Annotated in this window: 16 protein-coding genes and 1 tRNA gene; 7 read left to right on the top strand and 10 right to left on the bottom strand. The window is 52.5% G+C overall.

Features of this window, described 5'->3' with window-relative positions:
• Positions 1–40: 40 nt before the first annotated feature.
• Positions 41–730 carry a hypothetical protein gene (locus EVX52_RS20770; RefSeq protein ID WP_129954914.1) on the bottom strand — a complete coding sequence of 230 codons (690 nt, stop codon included), beginning with the start codon at positions 728–730 and terminating at the stop codon, positions 41–43.
• A 521-nt stretch (positions 731–1,251) separates the two neighbouring features.
• Between EVX52_RS20770 and EVX52_RS20765 the strand changes: the two genes are divergently transcribed.
• A complete protein-coding gene (locus EVX52_RS20765; RefSeq protein ID WP_015696029.1) occupies positions 1,252–1,431 on the top strand; it encodes a hypothetical protein in 180 nt (59 codons plus the stop codon).
• A gap of 362 nt (positions 1,432–1,793) precedes the next feature.
• Here EVX52_RS20765 and EVX52_RS20760 read toward each other — a convergent pair whose 3' ends face one another.
• The 4 genes from EVX52_RS20760 to EVX52_RS20745 are packed head-to-tail and all read right to left on the bottom strand — an operon-like array spanning position 1,794 to position 10,898.
• Positions 1,794–3,242 carry an efflux transporter outer membrane subunit gene (locus tag EVX52_RS20760; protein ID WP_129992032.1) on the bottom strand — a complete coding sequence of 483 codons (1,449 nt, stop codon included), beginning with the start codon at positions 3,240–3,242 and terminating at the stop codon, positions 1,794–1,796.
• Positions 3,235–6,360, bottom strand: a complete 3,126-nt coding sequence (locus tag EVX52_RS20755; protein ID WP_129992031.1) for an efflux RND transporter permease subunit — start codon at positions 6,358–6,360, stop codon at positions 3,235–3,237. The genes EVX52_RS20760 and EVX52_RS20755 overlap by 8 nt, the downstream gene beginning before the upstream one ends.
• Positions 6,361–9,558, bottom strand: coding sequence for an efflux RND transporter permease subunit (locus EVX52_RS20750; RefSeq protein WP_129954911.1), 3,198 nt, complete (start codon positions 9,556–9,558; stop codon positions 6,361–6,363).
• Positions 9,555–10,898: an MdtA/MuxA family multidrug efflux RND transporter periplasmic adaptor subunit gene (locus EVX52_RS20745; protein ID WP_129992030.1), complete on the bottom strand. Its 1,344-nt coding sequence runs from the start codon at positions 10,896–10,898 to the stop codon at positions 9,555–9,557. Before EVX52_RS20745 ends, EVX52_RS20750 begins: the two co-directional genes overlap by 4 nt.
• A 470-nt stretch (positions 10,899–11,368) precedes the next feature.
• Here EVX52_RS20745 and EVX52_RS20740 point away from each other — a divergent pair, with 470 nt between their 5' ends.
• The 3 genes from EVX52_RS20740 (at position 11,369) to EVX52_RS20730 (ending at position 14,095) form a co-directional block, all read left to right on the top strand.
• On the top strand, positions 11,369–12,199 hold the full coding sequence (locus tag EVX52_RS20740; RefSeq protein ID WP_129992029.1) for a gamma-glutamyl-gamma-aminobutyrate hydrolase family protein: 831 nt from the start codon (positions 11,369–11,371) through the stop codon (positions 12,197–12,199).
• The gene (locus EVX52_RS20735) at positions 12,196–12,738 is read left to right on the top strand and encodes a M15 family metallopeptidase (protein ID WP_129992028.1); all 543 of its coding nucleotides are present in this window, start codon (positions 12,196–12,198) and stop codon (positions 12,736–12,738) included. The genes EVX52_RS20740 and EVX52_RS20735 overlap by 4 nt, the downstream gene beginning before the upstream one ends.
• Before the next feature lie 172 nt (positions 12,739–12,910).
• Positions 12,911–14,095, top strand: a complete 1,185-nt coding sequence (locus EVX52_RS20730; RefSeq protein ID WP_129992027.1) for a sugar transporter — start codon at positions 12,911–12,913, stop codon at positions 14,093–14,095.
• 75 nt (positions 14,096–14,170) lie between these two features.
• On the opposite strand, the gene EVX52_RS20725 is transcribed toward EVX52_RS20730, so the two are convergent.
• On the bottom strand, positions 14,171–14,587 hold the full coding sequence (locus EVX52_RS20725) for a DUF2000 domain-containing protein (protein WP_129954906.1): 417 nt from the start codon (positions 14,585–14,587) through the stop codon (positions 14,171–14,173).
• A gap of 133 nt (positions 14,588–14,720) precedes the next feature.
• On the opposite strand from EVX52_RS20725, the gene EVX52_RS20720 reads away from it, so the two are divergent.
• The 3 genes from EVX52_RS20720 to argG all read left to right on the top strand — a co-directional run bounded on the left by EVX52_RS20720 (position 14,721) and on the right by argG (position 17,135).
• Entirely contained in the window at positions 14,721–15,197 is a 477-nt protein-coding gene (locus tag EVX52_RS20720; protein WP_129954905.1) for an Lrp/AsnC family transcriptional regulator, read from the top strand.
• Between the two features lie 70 nt (positions 15,198–15,267).
• On the top strand, positions 15,268–15,609 hold the full coding sequence (locus EVX52_RS20715; RefSeq protein ID WP_129954904.1) for an NIPSNAP family protein: 342 nt from the start codon (positions 15,268–15,270) through the stop codon (positions 15,607–15,609).
• A 164-nt stretch (positions 15,610–15,773) separates the two neighbouring features.
• Positions 15,774–17,135 carry an argininosuccinate synthase gene (gene argG, locus EVX52_RS20710; protein ID WP_129954903.1) on the top strand — a complete coding sequence of 454 codons (1,362 nt, stop codon included), beginning with the start codon at positions 15,774–15,776 and terminating at the stop codon, positions 17,133–17,135.
• A gap of 71 nt (positions 17,136–17,206) precedes the next feature.
• On the opposite strand, the gene EVX52_RS20705 is transcribed toward argG, so the two are convergent.
• From EVX52_RS20705 to lysS, 4 genes are all read right to left on the bottom strand, one after another.
• Positions 17,207–17,458, bottom strand: a complete 252-nt coding sequence (locus tag EVX52_RS20705) for a helix-turn-helix transcriptional regulator (RefSeq protein ID WP_129954902.1) — start codon at positions 17,456–17,458, stop codon at positions 17,207–17,209.
• A gap of 72 nt (positions 17,459–17,530) precedes the next feature.
• Positions 17,531–17,671 carry an ash family protein gene (locus tag EVX52_RS20700; protein WP_129954901.1) on the bottom strand — a complete coding sequence of 47 codons (141 nt, stop codon included), beginning with the start codon at positions 17,669–17,671 and terminating at the stop codon, positions 17,531–17,533.
• Between the two features lie 489 nt (positions 17,672–18,160).
• Positions 18,161–18,234 (bottom strand) — tRNA-Gly (locus tag EVX52_RS20695).
• 151 nt (positions 18,235–18,385) lie between these two features.
• Positions 18,386–19,915, bottom strand: a complete 1,530-nt coding sequence (gene lysS / locus EVX52_RS20690; RefSeq protein ID WP_129992026.1) for a lysine--tRNA ligase — start codon at positions 19,913–19,915, stop codon at positions 18,386–18,388.

The following is a 19,915-nucleotide window of genomic DNA, read 5'->3' as shown; positions in this document are numbered from 1 at the left end:
AGTTGCCACAGTAGAAATTTCTTTAGATATTTAATCATGGTTATCGAATCATTCGAGTAATGATACTTGCGATGTTGGAATCAGACCATTGCACTTCAAGTGCACCCGCGCGTTCGAACACTGGCTCAATAAGGAAATACATCATTTCCAGCTCTTGCGCATAAAGGGCTGCGTAATAGGCGGGATATCGAACGGATAGACGATGGGCACTATCCGCCGCTTTCTGAACCAAGCCATACGTAGTCACTACACCGGCAACCGTACCAGCTGCACGCCCCGTAAGAGAGCTGAGTTGCACACTTAGACTCAATCCAATGCGGACGCTGGTAGCGGCCGCTAAAGCATATCCTGCCCCTGTAAGTGAGCTGGCGGCGATATGAACATTCACAGCCATGAGCTGTTTTTTGATATACTCTAATTGGTCATTGGTTTTGTATTTAAATATTTCTTCAAAGTAGATATGAAGCATATTATAGACAACATCACCATTCTGGATAATTCGAATGACACCGTTCCTGAAGCGCAGATCTTCCGTCTTTTGTTTTTGGCAAACATCGTTATATTCATCGGTAAAACAGGACGTATAATACAACAGCCTGGTAGCACCCTTCCCTAATGTTTCAACTTGATTTGCGACCTGCTGACCGACAGCAGTTACAGCGTGATCTAGCTTTAGTGCAAGAATTTTATTCGCCTGTAAATGACTAATAATTTCATCGTTACCGTACATAATCGTTCCTTGCGTAAGGTACTAAGTCCATGCTGATCGATTTACCATTGAGTGGGCCCCACGAAAAGCCAGACAGTAGAAGTCTCTTAACTTAAGAGATAGGTTTGGGTATATGTCTAACACTAACGCTAATTTTAGTTACGACAGCAGCACGGTACAGGATGTGATGCCTGGCGTGGTAGAAAAGCGGTTCGATACTCATTTACCGGAAAATCAATCCAGTGGCTGACGGGCAACAGTTCGGCTTATGTAGCGCATGAAACCCGCTGAGTCCATTTAAAAAAGAGCCATTACGTTATGCCCATATGTTTTCACAATCTATTGGAGAACCTTTAAAAATGGAATTTTCAGAAATTTATTACTAATTAGGCGATTAAATCACCTCTATTCAGACGGCCAAATTTAGCGCGCCACTCCAGTATTTACGCTCGTAAGTAGTCGATATCAACCGTCACTCACTAAGGAAAATTTATAGCCGTTACTAGCCTCACATAATCAGAAATTACCCTTGTATAATCCTGATGGCTGTGGTGCTATTTAAATCTTACCAAACGCCTGGAATCTTATACACCGCTGAATTAGAAATTTTTTATTATTTTATTGAACCTGCATTAGAGGATGTAATAAAGAAAGTAAGGGCTAAAATGCTGCGTAATTTAGATGAGGCTTATGAAGAGTTAAGGGACAAATATAATGTTTAAAAGCTTAATATCTTTATTATTATCAGACATTTTATTTCCTATTGTTATTATTTCATCATGGCTGCTTTGTATCTATATCTTTCCCTCGTATGGCGTGTTGATAGGCGCGGCATCGGTAATCATCTGGATTCTCATTTTTGCGAAACTTACATCAAAATTTGATAAATACAAATAAAAAAATGAGTTAAAACGCATATGAAAACTATCTTACTTCGTTATGAAGCGAGTACCTGGAAGTATTGTGCACGTAATATTATTTTTAAAGATGAACGGCAACATTCGCGCTGAAACTGAAATCAATAATGATCTCTACACCAAAGACACTTTTATGTGTCCTTCGTGCAGAGATAATTCACACTCTCTTATTTCCCTACATCCCCGTTCCATCCCCCGCCCAGGGCTGCGATCAGCTTAACGCTGGTGACCATCTGGGTGCTGAGCAGTGACAGGACGCTTTGCTGCTGAGTCAGGCTGGTGTTCTCAGTGGTGGCGACGTCAAGATAGTCGATCATCCCAGCCTGATACTGGTTGTAGGTCACGCGGGCGGACTCTTTGGCGGCATCGGCAGCGTTCTGCCGGGCGACCAGCTCGCTGTCCAGCGTGTGCAGTTCAACCAGATAATCTTCTACTTCCTGCATCGCGGTTAACACGCTCTGGCGATAACTGGCGACGTCGGCGTCATACGCGGCTTCGGCCTGTGCCACTTTGCCACGGGTGGAACCGAAATCCAGTACCGTCTGGCTGAGTTCCGGGCCTAAAGACCAGACACGGTTTGGCAGCGAGAACAGATTGTGGAAGGCCGAGCTGGCGAAACCGCCGCTGGCGCTTAAGGTCAGATCAGGATAGTACGCGGCAGTCGCCACACCGACGGCGGCGTTGGAAGAGGCCATCGTACGTTCGGCGGCGGCGATATCAGGACGGCGCTGCAACAGTTGCGACGGAATCGCATCCGGCATCGCAGGCAGGTTGAGTTTGACGTCACGTGCCGCGAGGCTGAACTGTGCGGGGGGTTTGCCGATCAGTACGGCGATAGCGTGCTCAAGCTGGGCGCGCTGCCATTGTAGATCCAGCGCCGACGCTTTGGTGCTTTCCAGCTGAGTTTGCGCCTGCGCCAGTGTGGCACGCGAGGTGCTGCCACCGGCATACTGGTTCTCAATCACCGTCAGATAACGCTGATAGGCATCGATGCTTTGCTTATACAACGCGATTTGCTGATCCATCACCCGCAACTGGAAATAATCCTGCGCCAGTTCCGACTGCGCACTGAGCGTGGCATCGGCCAGATCGGCCTTACTGGCCTGCGCGCTGGCGTCCTGTTCTTCTGCCGTGCGGCGCAGTTTGCCCCACAAATCCAGCTCCCAGCTGGCACTCAGTTGTGCGGACTGGCTGTTGGTGGTGGAGGTTGATGTGCCGCTGCGCGTGCTGCCGACGGTCGCATCGACGGAAGGATACAAATCGGAACGCGCCTGTGTCACCAGCGCCTGTGCCTGACGGTATTGCGCGGCATACTGCGCGACGTTCTGGTTGGAAATCTGCACCTGCGTCAGCAGCGATGACAATTCAGGATCCTGATACACCGCCCACCAGTCGCCTTTGGCCTGGTTATCTTTCGGGATGGCGGCGGTCCAGCCTTTGGCTTCTTTAAATGCCGTCGGCATCGCCACGTCAGGCCGCTGGTAATCAGGGCCGACGGCACAGGCGCTGACAAGCATGGCCAGCACCAGCGGGGCAAGACGGAACACCATAGAACGTGTTTTTTGCAGAGTCATCAGATTCGCTTCAGGGTAATGAGTTTCAGTGTGATCAGTCATGTGTGCGGGCCTCCGGCGTTGGCGTGTGAGGACGCAGACGTTGCCACAGACGATGCGTCGCGCGGCTGGTACGATCCATATACAGGTAAACCACCGGCGTGGTGAATAACGTCAGGATCTGGCTCAACGCCAGGCCGCCGGCAATCGCCATCCCCAGCGGGCTGCGCAGATCCGCGTCACCACCGCTGCCCATCGCCAGAGGCAGTGCGCCGAAGAATGCCGCCAGCGTGGTCATCAGGATCGGACGAAAACGCATCAGACATGCCTGAGTGATCGCCTGTTGCGGCGTCAGACCGAGCCGTCGTTCGGCATCGAGGGCGAAGTCGATCATCATGATCGCATTCTTTTTCACGATGCCGATCAGCAGCAGGATGCCAATCAGTGCGATCACTGTCAGTTGCGTACCCGTCACCAGCATCAGCAGCAGCGCACCAAGTCCGGCGGAAGGCAGCGTGGAAAGAATGGTCAGCGGGTGAATATAACTTTCATACAACATGCCGAGCACGATATATACCGCTGCCAGCGCGGCCAGGATCAACCACGGCATGGAACTGGCCAGCGCTTCAAATGCCTGCGCTGTCCCCGCATAACTGCCATGAACGGTATCCGGCAAGCCGATTTGCGCCATAGCGGTTTTCAGCGCAGCCTGGGCATCCTCCAGCGCATAGCCGTCAGCGAGATTGAATGCAATGGTGGTAGTGGCTGTCTGCCCCTGATGGGAAACCGACAGCGGTGCGTTGGCGCCACTGAAGGTGGCAAACGCGGACAGCGGCACCTGATCACCGGCTTCGGTCACCACGTATAACTGATGCAGGACATCCGGGTTGCTGGTGTAATCCGATGTCAGGTTCATCACTACATGATACTGGTTCAGCGTCTTATAGATCGTCGCGACCTGCCGCTGGCTGAAGGCGTTGTTGAGCAACGTGTCGATCATCTTCACGTTCACGCCCAGTTGCGTGGCGCGATCCCGGTCAATATTGAGCATGACCTCCTGACCGCCGGTCTGTGCATCGGAATCCACCCCGGTCAGTTGTGGCAATTTCGCCAGGGCTTTCTGCACCTTCGGTGCCCATTCACGCAGCACGGAAAGATCATCGGATTGCAGACTGTACTGATACTGCGCGTTAGCGCTGCGTCCGCCGATGTGCAGATCCTGCGCCGCCATCAGGAACAACTGCGCGCCAGGCTCTTTGCCCGTCGCCATCATCAGACGGTTTGCCACCTGGTTGGCGGTGGCAGTACGTTTGTCGAAATCTTTCAGTCGTACAAAGAAGGTCGCGGTGTTGCGTGAACCAAAACCGCCGCTGCCCGCCGAACTCATCACCGCTTCGACCGCCGGATCATCCTGAATGATCTTGCTGTATTTCAGCACCTGCGGCTGGATCGACTGGAAGGAGGTATTCTGATCCGCACGCAACATGCCCATCAGCATCCCGGTGTCCTGGTCCGGGAAGAAACCTTTTTCTACTACGGTATAAAGATAGAAATTGAGGATCACGGTGAGAAACAACCCCACCAGCGTCATTAGCTGATGACGCATCACCCAGCCGAGCGCCGCAGAATAGGCCGCCAGCAGTTTGTTAAGGCCGCGTTCGATCATGCGGTAAATGCGCGGCTGACGTTTTTCCACCGGTGGTTTGCGTTTAAGGAAACGCGCACACAGCATCGGCGTCAGGCTCAGCGATACCAGCATCGAGATGATCAGTGAGACACTCAGCGTCACCGCAAACTCACGGAACAAGCGCCCGACAATGCTGCCCATCATCAGGATTGGGATGAATACGGCGATCAGCGACAGCGTCATCGACAGTACGGTGAAACTGACTTCCTGTGCACCTTTCAGCGCCGCACGCACGGGCCCCATTCCCTCTTCGATATGCCGGGTAATATTCTCCAGCACCACAATGGCATCATCGACCACGAAACCGGTGGAGATAATCAGCGCCATCAGCGAGAGGTTATCCAGGCTATAGCCGAGCAGATACATTACCGCGCAGGTGCCGATCAGTGACACGGGCAGCGCCACGGCGGGGATCAACACCGCATTCCAGTTACGCAGGAACACAAACACCACCGCGATCACCAGCAGCGTGGCTTCCAGCAGGGTCATTTCAGTATCACGCAAAGAAGCGGAAACGTTCGGCGAACGGTCAAGGGCCAGATTAAGCTGCACATCTCCTGGCAGACTTTCTTTCATCAGCGGCAGCGCGGCTTTAATCGCCTCAATGGTTTCAAGCATGTTCGCGCCAGCCTGCCGCGTCACGCCAATCATCACCGACGGCGTACTGTTGTAATACCCGACGTTATATTTGTCTTCGACAGAATCGTAAACATAGGCGATATCACTAAGCCGGATTGCCGAGCCATTGATGTAGGTGACAATCAGCGGTTTGTACTGCGCGGCAGTACTTTGCTGACCATTACCTTCAATCATCCATGACTGATCCGAACCTTGCAGCAAGCCTTTCGGCAAGTTGCTGGTACTGTTGGCAATCGCAGTGCGAATGGTATCGAGAGAGATGCCATAAGACGTGACCGCCTCAGGACGCAAATCAATGCGCACGCCCGGCAGTGCAGAACCCACCAGTGAAACCTGACCGACGCCGTTGACCTGTGCGATTTTCTGTTGCAACTGGCTCGAGGCAATATCATACAGTTCACCTTTACTGCGCGTAGCCGAGGTCAGGGCCAGCATGATAATCGGCGCATCCGACGGGTTGGCTTTGCGGTAAGTTGGCAGCGACGGCATGCTGCTCGGCAATAACGCACGGGAGGCATTAATCGCCGCCTGCACGTCACGCGCCGCCCCATTGATATCGCGATCAAGATCGAATTGCAGGATAATGCTGGTCGAACTCTGCGAACTGCGCGAGGTCATTTCCGTGACACCGGCGATTTGCCCGAGCGCCCTTTCCAGCGGCGTAGCCACCGTTGCCGCCATGGTTTCAGGGCTGGCACCCGGCAGACTGGCACTGACCAGAATGGTCGGGAAATCCACCTGGGGCAGCGGCGCGACCGGCAGCAGGCGATACCCAAGCAAACCGAGCAGAAGTATCGCCATCGTCAGCAGTAATGTTGCGACCGGACGAAAGATGAAGAAACGCGAAATGTTCATTTATTCCGCCTGCTTCGCTGCACGCCGGTGACGTGGATTGAGGCGGTGAGAAAGCCGGTCAAACATCAGGTAGATCACCGGCGTGGAGAATAGCGTCAGGATCTGACTGAAGATCAGGCCGCCGACGATCACCAGCCCCAGCGGCTGACGCAGTTCCGCGCCGGATCCGCTCGCCAGCATCAGCGGCAGTGCGCCGAGCAAAGCAGCCATCGTCGTCATCATGATCGGACGAAAACGCAGTAAACACGCCTGATGAATCGCCTCACGCGGCGAAAGCCCCTGTTTATTTTCCGCATCCAGCGCAAAATCGATCATCATAATGGCATTCTTTTTCACGATACCGATCAGCAGGATCACCCCGATCAGCGCGATCAGGCTGAATTCCGTACCGGCAAAGATCAGCGACAGCAAGGCGCCCACCGCCGCTGATGGTAATGTGGACAGAATGGTCACCGGATGGATAAAACTTTCATACAGAATACCGAGCACGACATACATGGTCAGCAGCGCGGCAAGGATCAACCACAGCGTGTTGCCGGTGGCACTTTCAAACGACGCCGCCGCCCCCTGATAACGCAGGGTGATACTGTCCGGCATCGCGATATCGGCCACAGTCGTTTTAATCGCCTGTTGCGCCTGCTCCAGTGAATAACCGTCTTTGAGGTTAAACGACACCGTTACTGCCGGTAACTGGTTGAGACGCGCCTGCAACAGCGCACCGGTGCGCATGTGGATTTTGGCAACCGACGTCAGTTTGACCATGCCATTGGTGGCACCGGCATTAGTGGTTGTGGTCGAGGTGCCGCTGTCAGACGTAGAAGATGTACTGCTGGTGGTGGTCGCCACCGTGCCGGACGTCGAAGTACTGTTGTTAGTCGCCAGGTAGACATCGTCAAAAGAGGCCGGTGACTGCTGGAATTGCGGCGCCACTTCCAGCACGACGCGGTACTGATTCGCCTGGGTAAAGATGGTGGAAACCAGCCGCTGACCGAAAGCGTTGTACAGTGCAGTATCGACGTCAGATGCCGTGATCCCGTAGCGTGCAGCAGCATCGCGATCCAGTTCTACGTAAGCAATCTGCCCCTGATTTTGCAGGTTACTGACGACTTCGCTGAACTCAGGCAATGCACTGAGTTTCTCAATCAGCTTCGGTGTCCACTCCACCAGATTTTCGCTGTCGGAATCATCAAGCGTGAACTGGTACTGGCTTGGCGTCACCTGATCGTCGACGGTCAGATCCTGCGAAGCCTGCATATAAAGTGTAATGCCCGGTACGCCTGCGGTTTCCTGTTTCAGGCGCTCAATGATTGCCGGTGCACGTTCGCTGCGTTCATCAAAGGATTTCAGGCTGATCTGCAAACGCCCGCTGTTCAGGCTGGTATTATTGCCGTCCACGCCGATGGTAGAGGAAACGCTTTCCACATCCGGATCACTGAGGATGGCAGCGGTCAGTAATTGCTGACGACGCCCCATTTCGCTGAAGGAGACATCCTGTGACGCCACGGTGATCCCCTGGATCATGCCGGTATCCTGCGACGGGAAGAACCCTTTTGGCACAATCACATACAGTAACGCGGTGAACACTAACGTCGCGGCGGCCACCAGCAGCGTGATCTTCTGATGGTTCAGCACCACGATCAGCATGCGGTCGTAACCGGCGATCAGCTTGTCGAAAAACTCACCGCCTTTACGATAAAACTTGCTCTGTTTTTCTTCCGGCGTGTGACGCAGCAAATAGGCGCATAACATCGGTGTCAGGGTGAGCGACACGATCATCGACACCAGAATCGACACCGCCAGCGTAATGGCGAATTCACGGAACAGGCGCCCGACCACATCCCCCATAAATAACAACGGGATCAACACGGCAATCAGCGAGAAAGTCAGGGAAATAATGGTGAAGCCGATCTGCTGCGAGCCTTTCAGCGCCGCCTGCATCGGTGTTTCACCCTCCTCGAGTCGTCGTGAAATGTTTTCTACCACCACGATAGCGTCATCAATAACAAAACCGGTGGCGATGGTCAGCGCCATCAGCGAAAGGTTATTGAGGCTGAAACCGCACAGATACATCACGCCAAAGGTGCCGACCAGTGAGAGCGGCACGGCCACGCTTGGGATAAGCGTCGCCGCGACATTGCGCAGGAACAGGAAGGTGACCATGACCACCAGCGCAATAGACAGCAATAACTCAAACTGAACATCGCTGATCGAGGCACGGATGGTTTGTGTCCGGTCCGAAATTACGCTGATTTTGACGGACTCCGGCAGGGACTCCTGCAATTTCGGCAACTGTGCTTTGATAGCATCCACGACCTGAATCACGTTCGCGCCCGGCTGACGCTGAACGCTGATAATGATCGCCGGTTGCTTATTGGCCCATGCAGAAAGGTACTGATTTTCCGGTGCTTCGGAGAGCGTCGCAACATCGTGCAAACGCAACGCTGCCCCGTTTTCATAATTGATGATCAGATTGCCGTATTCATCTGCGGTGCGCAGCTGATCGTTGGCATCAATAGTGATGGAATGATGCGGGCCGTCAAAGCCGCCTTTGGAACCGTTGACGTTACTGTTGCCGATCAGCGTGTTGATAGTTTCCATGCTGAGGTTATGCGCCGCCAGCTTACGCGGATCTACCTGTACGCGGATCGCAGGCTGATTTCCTCCTGCCAGCGTCACCATACCGACGCCGGAAATTTGCGACAGTTTCAGCGCCACGCGGGTATTCACCAGATCCTGCACTTTGGTCAGCGGCAGCGATTCAGACGTTGCGGCCAGTGTCAGCACTGCCGCATCCGCCGGGTTGACTTTTTTATAGGTCGGCGGATTCGGTAAATCGCTGGGCAGCAGACTGTCAGCGGCATTAATCGCCGCCTGCACTTCCTGCTCGGCCACATCAAGGGACAAGTCCAGCGAGAATTTCAGCGTAATAATCGATGAACCGCTGGCGCTGGTGGAATACATCTGACTCAGCCCCGCCATCTGTCCGAGCTGACGCTCGAGCGGTGCGGTAATACCGGAAGCCATCACATCCGGACTGGCGCCCGGATACAGCGTGGTAACCTGAATGGTCGGGTAATCAACCTGCGGCAACGCCGAAGTCGAGAGCATATTGTAGGCAAAAATTCCCGACAACAGCACGGCGACCATCAGCAGGATGGTCGCGACCGGCCGGAGAATAAAGAGGCGTGAAGGATTCATTTAGACCCGCTGTCTTTACCGGCAGTGTTTTGGTTTACCTGCGGAGCGACAGCCGTTTTATCCGCACCCGTCGTGGCCTTATCTACACCACCGCGTTGCTCACGTTCTTTCGACGAACTACCAGCGGCGACAGCATCGTCTGAGCCTGGTGTCACAATCTCGACTTTAGTGCCGTTGTTCAGCCGGTCAATACCGGTAGTCACCACCTGCTCTCCCGGCGCTACGCCGGACAAAATCGCTACCTGGTCATCACCAAAATCCGGGCCGGATTTCACGCTGCGACGCTCAATGGTGCTGTCGGCTTTCACAATATAAACAAAGTCCCCGTCACTGCTCAGTTGCAATGCCGCCGCCGGGATCACGGTGGTGTCTTTCAGCGTCGCCACCTGTAAGCGGGCGTTCACAAACTGGTTCGGATAAAGTTTTTCATCGGCGTTATCGAATAATGCTTTCAGCTTGATGCTGCCGGTACTGGTATCAATTTCGTTACTGATAAATTGCAGTTTCCCTTGTCCGAGCACTTCACTGCCGTTCTGATCAAAAGCCGTGGTTGGCAACAGATTTCCCCCACGCAACGCTTTCAGCAGGGTTTGCAGATTACTTTGCGGCACACTGAAAGTGACGGCGATAGGCTGAGTCTGGGTAATGGTGACAATGCCGGTAGTGGAGGAACTGGAGACCATATTGCCCGGATCGACCAGTCGTAAACCGACATGCCCGCTGACCGGCGCGGTAATTTTCGCAAATTCAATATTCAGTTTTGCGGCGGCGATTTGTGCCTGATCGGCTTTGACGGCACCGGCATACTGACCCGCGGTCGCGATCTGGCTTTCCAGATCCTGACGTGCCAGGGAATCCTGCGCATACAATTTGCGGTAGCGCGCCAGCGTCAGTTCAGCACTTTTCAACAGCGCCTGATTTTGGGCCAGTGAGCCCTGATATTGATCCAGCGTCGCCTGATAGCTGCGCGGGTCAATCTGCGCCAGTAACTGCCCCTGCGCCACTTTCTGCCCTTCGGTGAAGTACACCTTCATTAGCTGGCCATCAACCCGGCTGGTCACCGTCACCGTGGCATTCGCCACAACCGTACCCAGCGCGCGCAAATACACCGGCACGTCCGCCTGTGTGGCCTTTCCGGCCTGTACCGGTGTTGCCATCCCCGCCATCATCTGGCCGCGCATCGCGCGCATGCCGCTACGGCCCGGCTTTTTCTGGGCAGAAGGATCAGACGCACTGTGGTGAAAAGCAAAGAACCAGACCAGGATCGCGGCAACGATAATGGCGACAACAATCCACAGGAATGTGTGTTTTTTGGGACGAGACGAGGCAGTCGGCAGCATAAATTTCTTGGTTTCGCAGTAATAATGAGAAGAAAACAGCTGAAAAATGACCTTCAACCAGAGATTTTCAATATCAGTCAAAAACACATTATCTCTAAAAGCGTCAATGGCTGTTTTTAGGACAACGTAAAGATTTTGCTAACAATTAAGAATTTTTATTTCATTCAGCAGGATGAATGATACCCGCTAATTTATCCTTTCACGCCTGCTAATGTTAAGAACTAAATGAGAATGAATATTGAAGATGGCGACAGAAAAGCATCAGGAAGTGTCAGGCTGCTTTAGAATTTTGTCAGGAAAACCCGGAAATAGCGCGAAACTCCCTCTGCCCACACACCTTATAGGGTTATAAAACCAGAGCTAAATCCTGAAAATATGACCTATTGATAATTTATATTGTTTGCGCCAGCCGCGGCTTGATATGGTGAAATTTCTGATTGTTTTTCATCTCCATGCAGGGACTCAGGCGAATGCAGACAAAATTTCAATCCAGGCCGGTCATTGGGGTAACACTCGACAGTGAGGAGGCCGGTGGCTATGCCGATTATCCGTGGTATGCCTTGCGTCAGAACTATATGACCAGCCTGGCGGAACTGGGCGCGGTACCGCTGGCTTTGCCGCATCACGCGACGCTGGCCGATGAATACCTGGCGCTGTGCGATGCCATTGTCGTGACCGGCGGGGCATTTGACGTGCCGCCTGAACTGTTTAATGAACCACAAACCAGTGATCAGGTTCGCCTGAAACCCGCCCGTACCGAATTTGAAAAAGCCATCGTCAAAGGTGCCATGCAGCGCAACATGCCGCTGCTCGGGATTTGCGGCGGTCAGCAGTTGCTCGCCGTGTTAACCGGCGGCACGCTGTATCAGCATATTCCCGATGCGTTACCCGATGCCCTTGAACACAGCACCACCATTGACACCGAAAACGCAGGCGGAAAAAAACGTGCGCACCATCCGGTAGAAATCGTTGAAGGTTCGCTGCTCAGCCGCTGCGTGGATCGCGATAATTACGATGTTAACAGTTCGCACCATCAGGCGGTGAAAACCGTGGGGCCCGGTTGCATCGTGAATGCATATGCACCCGACGGGGTGATCGAAGGCATTGAATGCGAGGACTATGATTTTTGCCTCGGCGTGCAATGGCATCCTGAATATCAGCAAAATAAGCAGGACACACAGCTTCTTAATGCATTCGTGGCCGCCGCCTCACGTTATCAGCAGTCGATGCGCTCAGCAGGTAAAGCGATGACGGAGGCCATGAACGAGGTGATGGGTCGTTCGGGGGACGAACCGGCATGAGACAGGCGCAACTTAAGGCGCAAACGGAGCAGATACTGCGGGGTCTGCATATCGATCCGGCGGTTATTGCACACCGCACACTGCCGTATTTCGAAGACGTAAGTGAACACTTACTGGTGGAGACGGAAACCGATGCCGACACTGGTAGAATATACCGTCTGACCGCCCCCGCTTCTGCCGCCTGGCACACCATGAAACAACATGCTGCCGCAGACGGCGTGGCCATTTATCTGGTTTCCGCCTACCGAAGCCTGAGTTATCAGGCTGATTTAATCCGCACCAAACAACAGGCAGGCATTGCACCGGAAGTTTTCTTCACCTCACTGGCCCCGCCAGGATGCAGTGAACATCACACCGGCTGCGCAGTGGACATCAATACCCCCGGCTGCGATGAAGTGACAGGTGTTTTCGGCGAAACCGCGGCTTTTACGTGGCTGCAAAATAACGCTGCCCGCTTCGGGTTCGTGATGTCATTTCCGCAGGGTAATCCGTGGGGATTTATTTACGAGCCGTGGCACTGGTGCTGGCATCCGCAATAAAACACAGTGACCTGCGTCTCAGTTTCCATCACTAAAATTGTTGCCTGAAGATTTATCTGACAGGCCAATTTTCTGTTCCATTTTTCGAACAAATAAAACACACTATGTGTTCAACAGGTGTCTGCCAGACAGATGCCTGATTCCAACATCTTCTTATAAGTCATAAATTTCAATGCAATCAGATACCGTTTCGCGCAGGACAGCATGGCTTCGCGTTGTGATGATGGCTATTGCCGCATTCATCTTCAATACCACCGAATTTGTGCCCGTTGGGTTACTCTCCGACATCGCCGCCAGTTTCAATATGCAGACAGCACAGGTCGGCCTGATGCTGACCATTTATGCGTGGGTTGTCGCGCTGATGTCGCTGCCACTGATGCTGTTAACCCGCAATGTTGAACGAAAGCGCCTGCTGATCATTATCTTTTGCCTGTTTATCGCCAGCCATGTGTTATCTGTCATTTCCTGGAGTTTCTGGAGTCTGGTGGCCTCACGCGTTGGTATCGCCCTCGCCCATGCCATTTTCTGGTCGATCACTGCCTCGCTGGCGATCAGGGTGGCACCGGCCGGTAAAAAGACGCAGGCACTCAGTATGTTAGCGACCGGCACCGCGCTGGCGATGGTACTTGGTTTACCGCTGGGCCGCCTGATCGGGCAGTATCTTGGCTGGCGCACCACCTTTATGAGCATCGGCATCGTTGCGCTGCTGACGCTGATTTGTCTGATTAAACTGCTGCCACCGTTGCCAAGTGAACATACCGGTTCTCTGAAAAGTGTGCCGATGTTATTCCGCCGCCCGGCACTGGTCGGTATGTATCTGCTTACCGCATTGATAGTGACCGCTCACTATACGGCGTACAGTTATATCGAACCGTTTATCCAGAGCGTGGCCCACATGGGTGAAAACTTCACGACTTTCCTGCTGCTTATTTTCGGCGGCGCCGGCATTCTCGGCAGCATTGCGTTCAGTTTGCTCGGCAACCGCTTCCCGGCTGCCATGCTCAGCGGCCCGATCTTACTGGTCACGCTTAGCATGCTACTGTTATTTGTGGCAGTCATGAATCCGGTCGCGATTTCAGTGCTTTGCGTGATCTGGGGGCTGGCGATGATGATTATCGGCCTGGCGATGCAGGTGCGCGTCCTGACGCTGGCGACCGACGCGACTGACGTCTCAATGGCATTGCTTTCCGGTATTTATAATATCGGTATCGGTGCCGGTGCACTTATCGGTAATCAGGTGAGTCTGCATCTGGAAATGAGCAACGTCGGCTACGCCGGTGGCCTGATCGGCTGCGTCGCATTCGTCTGGTGTCTGACAATTTTCAAACGCTATCCGCAGCTGAAAGCGACGAACTGAATACGGATTAGCAAAACGCTCAGACCGAATACGAACCCTGTATTCGGTCTTTTTTATACCCGTTGCTTCAACACGTTAGCGCAATAACTTCAGATTACCGGTCAGCGATTTAATCCATTTTTCCGGCCCCACCAGCCCGACGCCATCTATAACTTCATCGTATAAATCCCGCAGCGGAAAAGCGGTTTCGTACTGTTCGAACTGATGCATAGTGCGGGCAAATGCCGGGAACGGCACCACGCCGTGCTCGCCTCCGGCATCCAGTGCTTTAAACATCAGCGCCTTAATGTGATCGGGCGTGGCCTGCAAAATGGGCAACGGAGTTTTAGAGATAGTATCGGTCGTGACGCCCTTCACATCGCTCAGAGAAGTGCCTGCCAGCATCGGGAATTTTGCTGCTAATCCGATACCAATCACACCTGCTGTATTTGCCAGTAATCCCGGCGGGAGTTCAGGATTGAGGATAATTGCCACCCGCAGGTTATTTGCCATTTTGTCCGCCCTTTTCATCATTATTGATGACAAAAATGATAGCGTTAAGCTGCGGAAAGGTGCTTTCTTTTTGCGCGGTAAAATGCCCTAATTTGGTTATCTCTTTCTAAAAATCACATTTAAAAGGCAGATTATGTCCATATCTGAAATTTCACCGGCAGACCTTCGCATTCTTAAACAGCTTCAGGGTTCGGGCAGAATGACCAATCAGGAGCTGGCCGAAAAAGTGGGCATGGCGGCATCACCCTGCTGGCGGCGCATGAAACAGCTGGAAGACAGCGGCGTGATCACCGGCTATCAGGCGAATATCGACCGGAAAAAAATCGGGCTGGGGTTGCTGGCCTTTATCCGGGTGAAAATCGACAGTCACAGCGAGGAAGATGCACAACGTTTCGAGTTACAGGTTGGCGCACTACCTTCGGTAATAGCCTGTTATGCCATTGCCGGAGACGCAGATTTTCTGTTGCAGGTGGTGGCGAAAGATCTCGACAGTTTTTCCAGTTTCGCGATGGAAGTGGTACGCCGCTTACCCGGCATCAAGGAGATGCAAACTTCGTTTGTGCTCAGGGAAATCAAACCGCTGGATGTACTGCCGCTGGAGGGAATTTAAGGACGATGCGACAAAAAACCCATCATTTTCGCGTATGCTGAAACCTCAAGTTTTCAACAGGGATGAGATAATGAGTGCTGATACAAGAACCGTAGAGATTCTGCAATACACCTTACAACCGGGTATGGGAGCCGCGTTTCATCGCATCATGAGTGAAATCAGCGTTCCCCTGCATCGCCGCTGCGCAATCGATGTCGTGTCATTCGGTAATTCGTTGCATAATCCGGACTGCTATTACCTGATCCGTGCATTTGAGAGTATCGAAAGTATGGATAAGATCCTGGAAGAGTTTTATGCAGGCGATGACTGGCGCCTCGGCCCGCGTGAAGAGATTATCGGTTGCATTGAAAACAGCCTGAAAACGATACTGATTTTGCCCCTGCAGAGTGTCGAGGGCTTGCGCGTACAGTGAATAATTTTGAATCAAATGCCGCTTTGAGGGCATGACAACTAGATAGTTATGCGATAAAATTTACATAAATATGCAAAATCCCTTTTACCCAACGCCGGTTTTGCGATATCAATATAGGCATTGAAACCTTAAGCAGACAGACCCCATTCATACAGGATCTAACGATGACAACTATTCTCAAGCACCTTCCGATTAATCAGCGTGTGGGGATTGCATTCTCCGGCGGTTTGGACACCAGTGCAGCCCTGCTGTGGATGCAGAAAAAAGGGGCCATCCCTTATGCCTACACAGCTAATCTGGGTCAGCCTGATGAAGACGATTACGATGCTATCCCGCGTAAAGCGCTGGAATACGGTGCAGAGAAAGCCCGTCTGATTGACTGCCGTAAGCAGCTGGTTGCAGAAGGGATTGCCGCCATTCAATGTGGTGCATTCCACAACACCACCGCAGGTGTCACCTACTTCAACACCACACCGCTGGGCCGTGCCGTTACCGGTACCATGCTGGTGGCTGCGATGAAAGAAGATGGCGTCAATATCTGGGGTGACGGCAGCACGTATAAAGGTAACGACATTGAGCGCTTCTATCGTTACGGCCTGCTGACCAATGCTGAACTGAAAATTTATAAACCGTGGCTGGATACCGACTTTATTGATGAACTCGGTGGCCGTCATGAGATGTCTGAATTCATGATTCAGTCCGGTTTCGATTACAAAATGTCGACCGAGAAAGCCTACTCTACTGACTCCAATATGCTGGGCGCAACGCACGAAGCCAAGGATCTGGAATTCCTCGATTCCGGCGTCAAAATCGTTAACCCGATCATGGGCGTAAAATTCTGGGACGAGAATGTAGTCGTGAAAGCTGAAGAGGTGACTGTTCGTTTCGAGCGTGGTTATCCTGTTGCGCTCAATGGCATAACCTTTGATGACAGCGTTGAGCTGATGATGGAAGCCAACCGCATCGGTGGCCGCCATGGTTTAGGGATGAGCGATCAGATTGAAAACCGTATCATCGAAGCCAAAAGTCGTGGTATCTACGAAGCCCCGGGGATGGCACTGCTGCACATCGCTTACGAGCGTCTGCTGACCGGTATTCATAACGAAGACACCATCGAGCAATATCATGCGAATGGCCGCGTGCTGGGTCGTTTGCTGTATCAGGGCCGCTGGTTCGATCCACAGGCGCTGATGTTGCGTGACTCCGCACAGCGTTGGGTCGCCAGCGAAATCACCGGTGAAGTGACGCTTGAACTGCGTCGCGGCAACGACTACACCATCATGAATACCGTTTCTGAGAACCTGACTTACAAACCAGAGCGCCTGACCATGGAAAAAGGCGACTCAGTGTTCTCACCAGATGATCGTATTGGTCAGCTGACCATGCGTAACCTGGATATCACCGATACCCGCGAGAAGCTGCAAAACTACGTTGAGACAGGCTTACTGACCTCTTCTGCTTCTACCGGTTTACCGCAGGTGGATAACAACAACCTGCCGCGCGGATTGCAGGTGAAGAATAAGTAATTGCTGTTGGTTTAAACGAGCGGGCAGGATGATCATCATTACTGATGCCCTGCCCGCTCAATAATTTGCACCTAATGATTTCGTGTACGGCGTTCAATTAACTGATGTGTTTTCGGGTCGTAATAACGACTCGGCCAGATCACCGCAGGATGCACGCCAATCGCCTGACCAATCAGTATTTCCCCTTTCGGCCACGGACGCGAAAGCGCATTCGATAGCGTCGAAGAACTTAACCCCGCAGCCCGTGATACCGCCGCCAATGTCGTGCCCTTCTTACGCAACGCCGCAATAATATCTGCCTGATGCCAGTCGTGATTATTCATGGGCTTGTGCTCCTGATGCCAGGATCACAGGGGAATGTGGGAAAGGTAAAAAGGTAGGGTTATGTGAAGTTTTCATTTTTCAATTTCCAGTGGATGAGGTGTAAAGCTACCACTGGAGTTCTCACGCTCTTGGGTGGTAGCCCAGACGGGGGTGAGAATACCGGCTCCACTAGCTACCGGCCTGACCGAAGTCAGCCCCGCCTGAGCCACCATAGAACGTCATAAATACCATCAAAAGTATGTATAACGGGTAGGCAAAAGCGGTGAAGCAAAATTTATGCTGTCACTAGTAGAGTAGACGGGTTCTCACGCCCGGCTGCGGATTTTGCCGCAGCGACGCAACTATAGCGTAAAGCGCGTGACTAAACCAAGTGGCTAAGAACGAAACTGAGGTGATGATTCCAGATAAATTTAATGGTTTGCAAGGAGTTGCAAAGACCGCAGGTTTGCTCCTCCCCCTGCGAAGGGGGAGGCTGGGTGGGGGTTTAGCAAACCATAAAATAGTAAAAGCTTCCGCATTCCGATCTGCTCTTAATCCCCCACCCCAACCCTCCCCTTAGCAGGGTATGCAGCTGATTTGCATCGTTTTTAAACTTTTGAGTTCAAAATTTAGACATGCAGAAATGACGTACAGGAAATACGAATAATCGGGATTGGGTAGACAATTTTTGGGGTATTAAACAGATTTGAGGAAGAAGCTTTTGGAGCGGGTGAAGGGAATCGAACCCTCGTATAGAGCTTGGGAAGCTCTCGTTCTACCATTGAACTACACCCGCCTAGGTGTGCGACTGGCATTATAACCGGTTACGACGGCGGAGCAAGACGTGATTGCGGATAAGCGCTGGAGTTTTAAGCAGTTAGCATTTGTCGTGATCTGCAGCATGAAAAAAGGCGCCGGAGCGCCCTTTTGTAGTTTCTGAAGAAAACTTATTTCTGAGTCTGCGGACGCATCGCCGGGAACAGGATAACGTCGCGGATGGTGTGGCTGTTAGTGAACAGCATCACCATACGGTCAATACCAATGCCCAGACCGGCAGTCGGTGGCAGGCCGTGTTCCAGCGCTGTCACGTAGTCTTCGTCATAGAACATCGCTTCGTCATCGCCTGCATCTTTCGCAGAAACCTGATCAGCAAAGCGCTGTGCCTGGTCTTCTGCATCGTTCAGCTCGGAGAAGCCGTTACCGATTTCACGCCCACCGATGAAGAATTCGAAACGGTCAGTGATTTCAGGGTTCACATCATTACGGCGCGCCAGCGGAGAAACTTCTGCCGGATATTCCGTAATGAACGTTGGCTGGATCAGCTGTGCTTCGGCAGTTTCTTCGAAGATCTCGGTCACGATACGGCCCAGGCCCCAGCTCTTCTCGATTTTGATACCGAGTGATTCTGCAATAGCGGTCGCTTTTGCCAGATCGTCGAGATCCGCAACGTCAGTTTCCGGACGGTATTTGCAGATCGCTTCACGCATGGTCAGTTTGGCGAACGGCTTGCCGAAATCGAAAGTCTGCTCGCCGTACTGCACAACGCTGCTGCCCAGAACGGACTCAGTCAGGGTGCGGAACAGGGATTCGGTCAGAACGATCAGGTCTTTGTAATCCGCGTACGCCATGTAGAGTTCCATCATGGTGAACTCTGGGTTATGACGCGGAGAAACACCTTCGTTACGGAAGTTACGGTTGATTTCGAAGACACGATCGAAGCCACCGACAACCAGACGTTTCAGATACAGTTCCGGCGCGATACGCAGGTACATGTCGATATCAAGCGCATTATGGTGAGTGATGAACGGACGCGCCGCCGCGCCGCCAGGGATCACCTGCATCATCGGGGTTTCGACTTCCATGAAGCCGTTTTCCACCATGAAGCTGCGGATGCCCGACATGATCTGAGAACGGATCTTGAAGGTTTTACGGGAATCTTCGTTAGCGATCAGGTCGAGATAACGCTGACGGTAACGCGCTTCCTGATCCTGCAAGCCGTGGAATTTATCCGGCAACGGACGCAACGCTTTGGTCAGCAGACGCAGTTCAGAACAATGGACCGACAGCTCGCCGGTCTTGGTTTTGAACAGCTTACCGGTCGCACCCAGAATATCGCCCAGATCCCATTTTTTGAATTGCTCGTTATAGATGCCTTCAGCGAGATCATCACGAGCCACGTAAAGCTGGATACGGCCGCCGACATCCTGCAGGGTGACAAAAGACGCCTTGCCCATGATACGGCGGGTCATCATACGGCCACCCACGGTGACTTCGATGTTTAATGCTTCCAGTTCTTCGTTGGTCTTTTCGCCATATTTCGCATGCAATTCATCAGAGATGCTGTCACGACGGAAATCGTTAGGGAAAGCGATACCGGATTCGCGCAGTAAAGCCAGCTTCTCACGACGAGATTTCAGCTCGTTGTTAAGATCTGGTACATTTTCTGCACTTTGCGCTGCTGGTTGTTGCTCAGACAT

Source organism: Rahnella sp. CFA14(1/10), from assembly GCF_004195095.1.
Lineage (GTDB): Bacteria > Pseudomonadota > Gammaproteobacteria > Enterobacterales > Enterobacteriaceae > Rahnella > Rahnella perminowiae.
The sequence above is the reverse complement of the archived record's forward strand: the minus strand, read 5'-3'. Positions and strand labels throughout refer to the sequence as shown.

Coding starts and splice junctions, on each gene's coding strand:
- EVX52_RS20770 (WP_129954914.1), bottom strand. CDS start 730: ATGTACGGTAACGATGAAATTATTAGTCATTTACAGGCGAATAAAATT.
- EVX52_RS20715 (WP_129954904.1), top strand. CDS start 15,268: ATGAGTGCTGATACAAGAACCGTAGAGATTCTGCAATACACCTTACAA.
- EVX52_RS20750 (WP_129954911.1), bottom strand. CDS start 9,558: ATGAATCCTTCACGCCTCTTTATTCTCCGGCCGGTCGCGACCATCCTG.
- EVX52_RS20735 (WP_129992028.1), top strand. CDS start 12,196: ATGAGACAGGCGCAACTTAAGGCGCAAACGGAGCAGATACTGCGGGGT.
- EVX52_RS20700 (WP_129954901.1), bottom strand. CDS start 17,671: ATGGTGGCTCAGGCGGGGCTGACTTCGGTCAGGCCGGTAGCTAGTGGA.
- argG (WP_129954903.1), top strand. CDS start 15,774: ATGACAACTATTCTCAAGCACCTTCCGATTAATCAGCGTGTGGGGATT.
- EVX52_RS20765 (WP_015696029.1), top strand. CDS start 1,252: ATGGCTGTGGTGCTATTTAAATCTTACCAAACGCCTGGAATCTTATAC.
- EVX52_RS20725 (WP_129954906.1), bottom strand. CDS start 14,587: ATGGCAAATAACCTGCGGGTGGCAATTATCCTCAATCCTGAACTCCCG.
- EVX52_RS20760 (WP_129992032.1), bottom strand. CDS start 3,242: ATGACTGATCACACTGAAACTCATTACCCTGAAGCGAATCTGATGACT.
- EVX52_RS20740 (WP_129992029.1), top strand. CDS start 11,369: ATGCAGACAAAATTTCAATCCAGGCCGGTCATTGGGGTAACACTCGAC.
- lysS (WP_129992026.1), bottom strand. CDS start 19,915: ATGTCTGAGCAACAACCAGCAGCGCAAAGTGCAGAAAATGTACCAGAT.
- EVX52_RS20720 (WP_129954905.1), top strand. CDS start 14,721: ATGTCCATATCTGAAATTTCACCGGCAGACCTTCGCATTCTTAAACAG.
- EVX52_RS20755 (WP_129992031.1), bottom strand. CDS start 6,360: ATGAACATTTCGCGTTTCTTCATCTTTCGTCCGGTCGCAACATTACTG.
- EVX52_RS20705 (WP_129954902.1), bottom strand. CDS start 17,458: ATGAATAATCACGACTGGCATCAGGCAGATATTATTGCGGCGTTGCGT.
- EVX52_RS20730 (WP_129992027.1), top strand. CDS start 12,911: ATGCAATCAGATACCGTTTCGCGCAGGACAGCATGGCTTCGCGTTGTG.
- EVX52_RS20745 (WP_129992030.1), bottom strand. CDS start 10,898: ATGCTGCCGACTGCCTCGTCTCGTCCCAAAAAACACACATTCCTGTGG.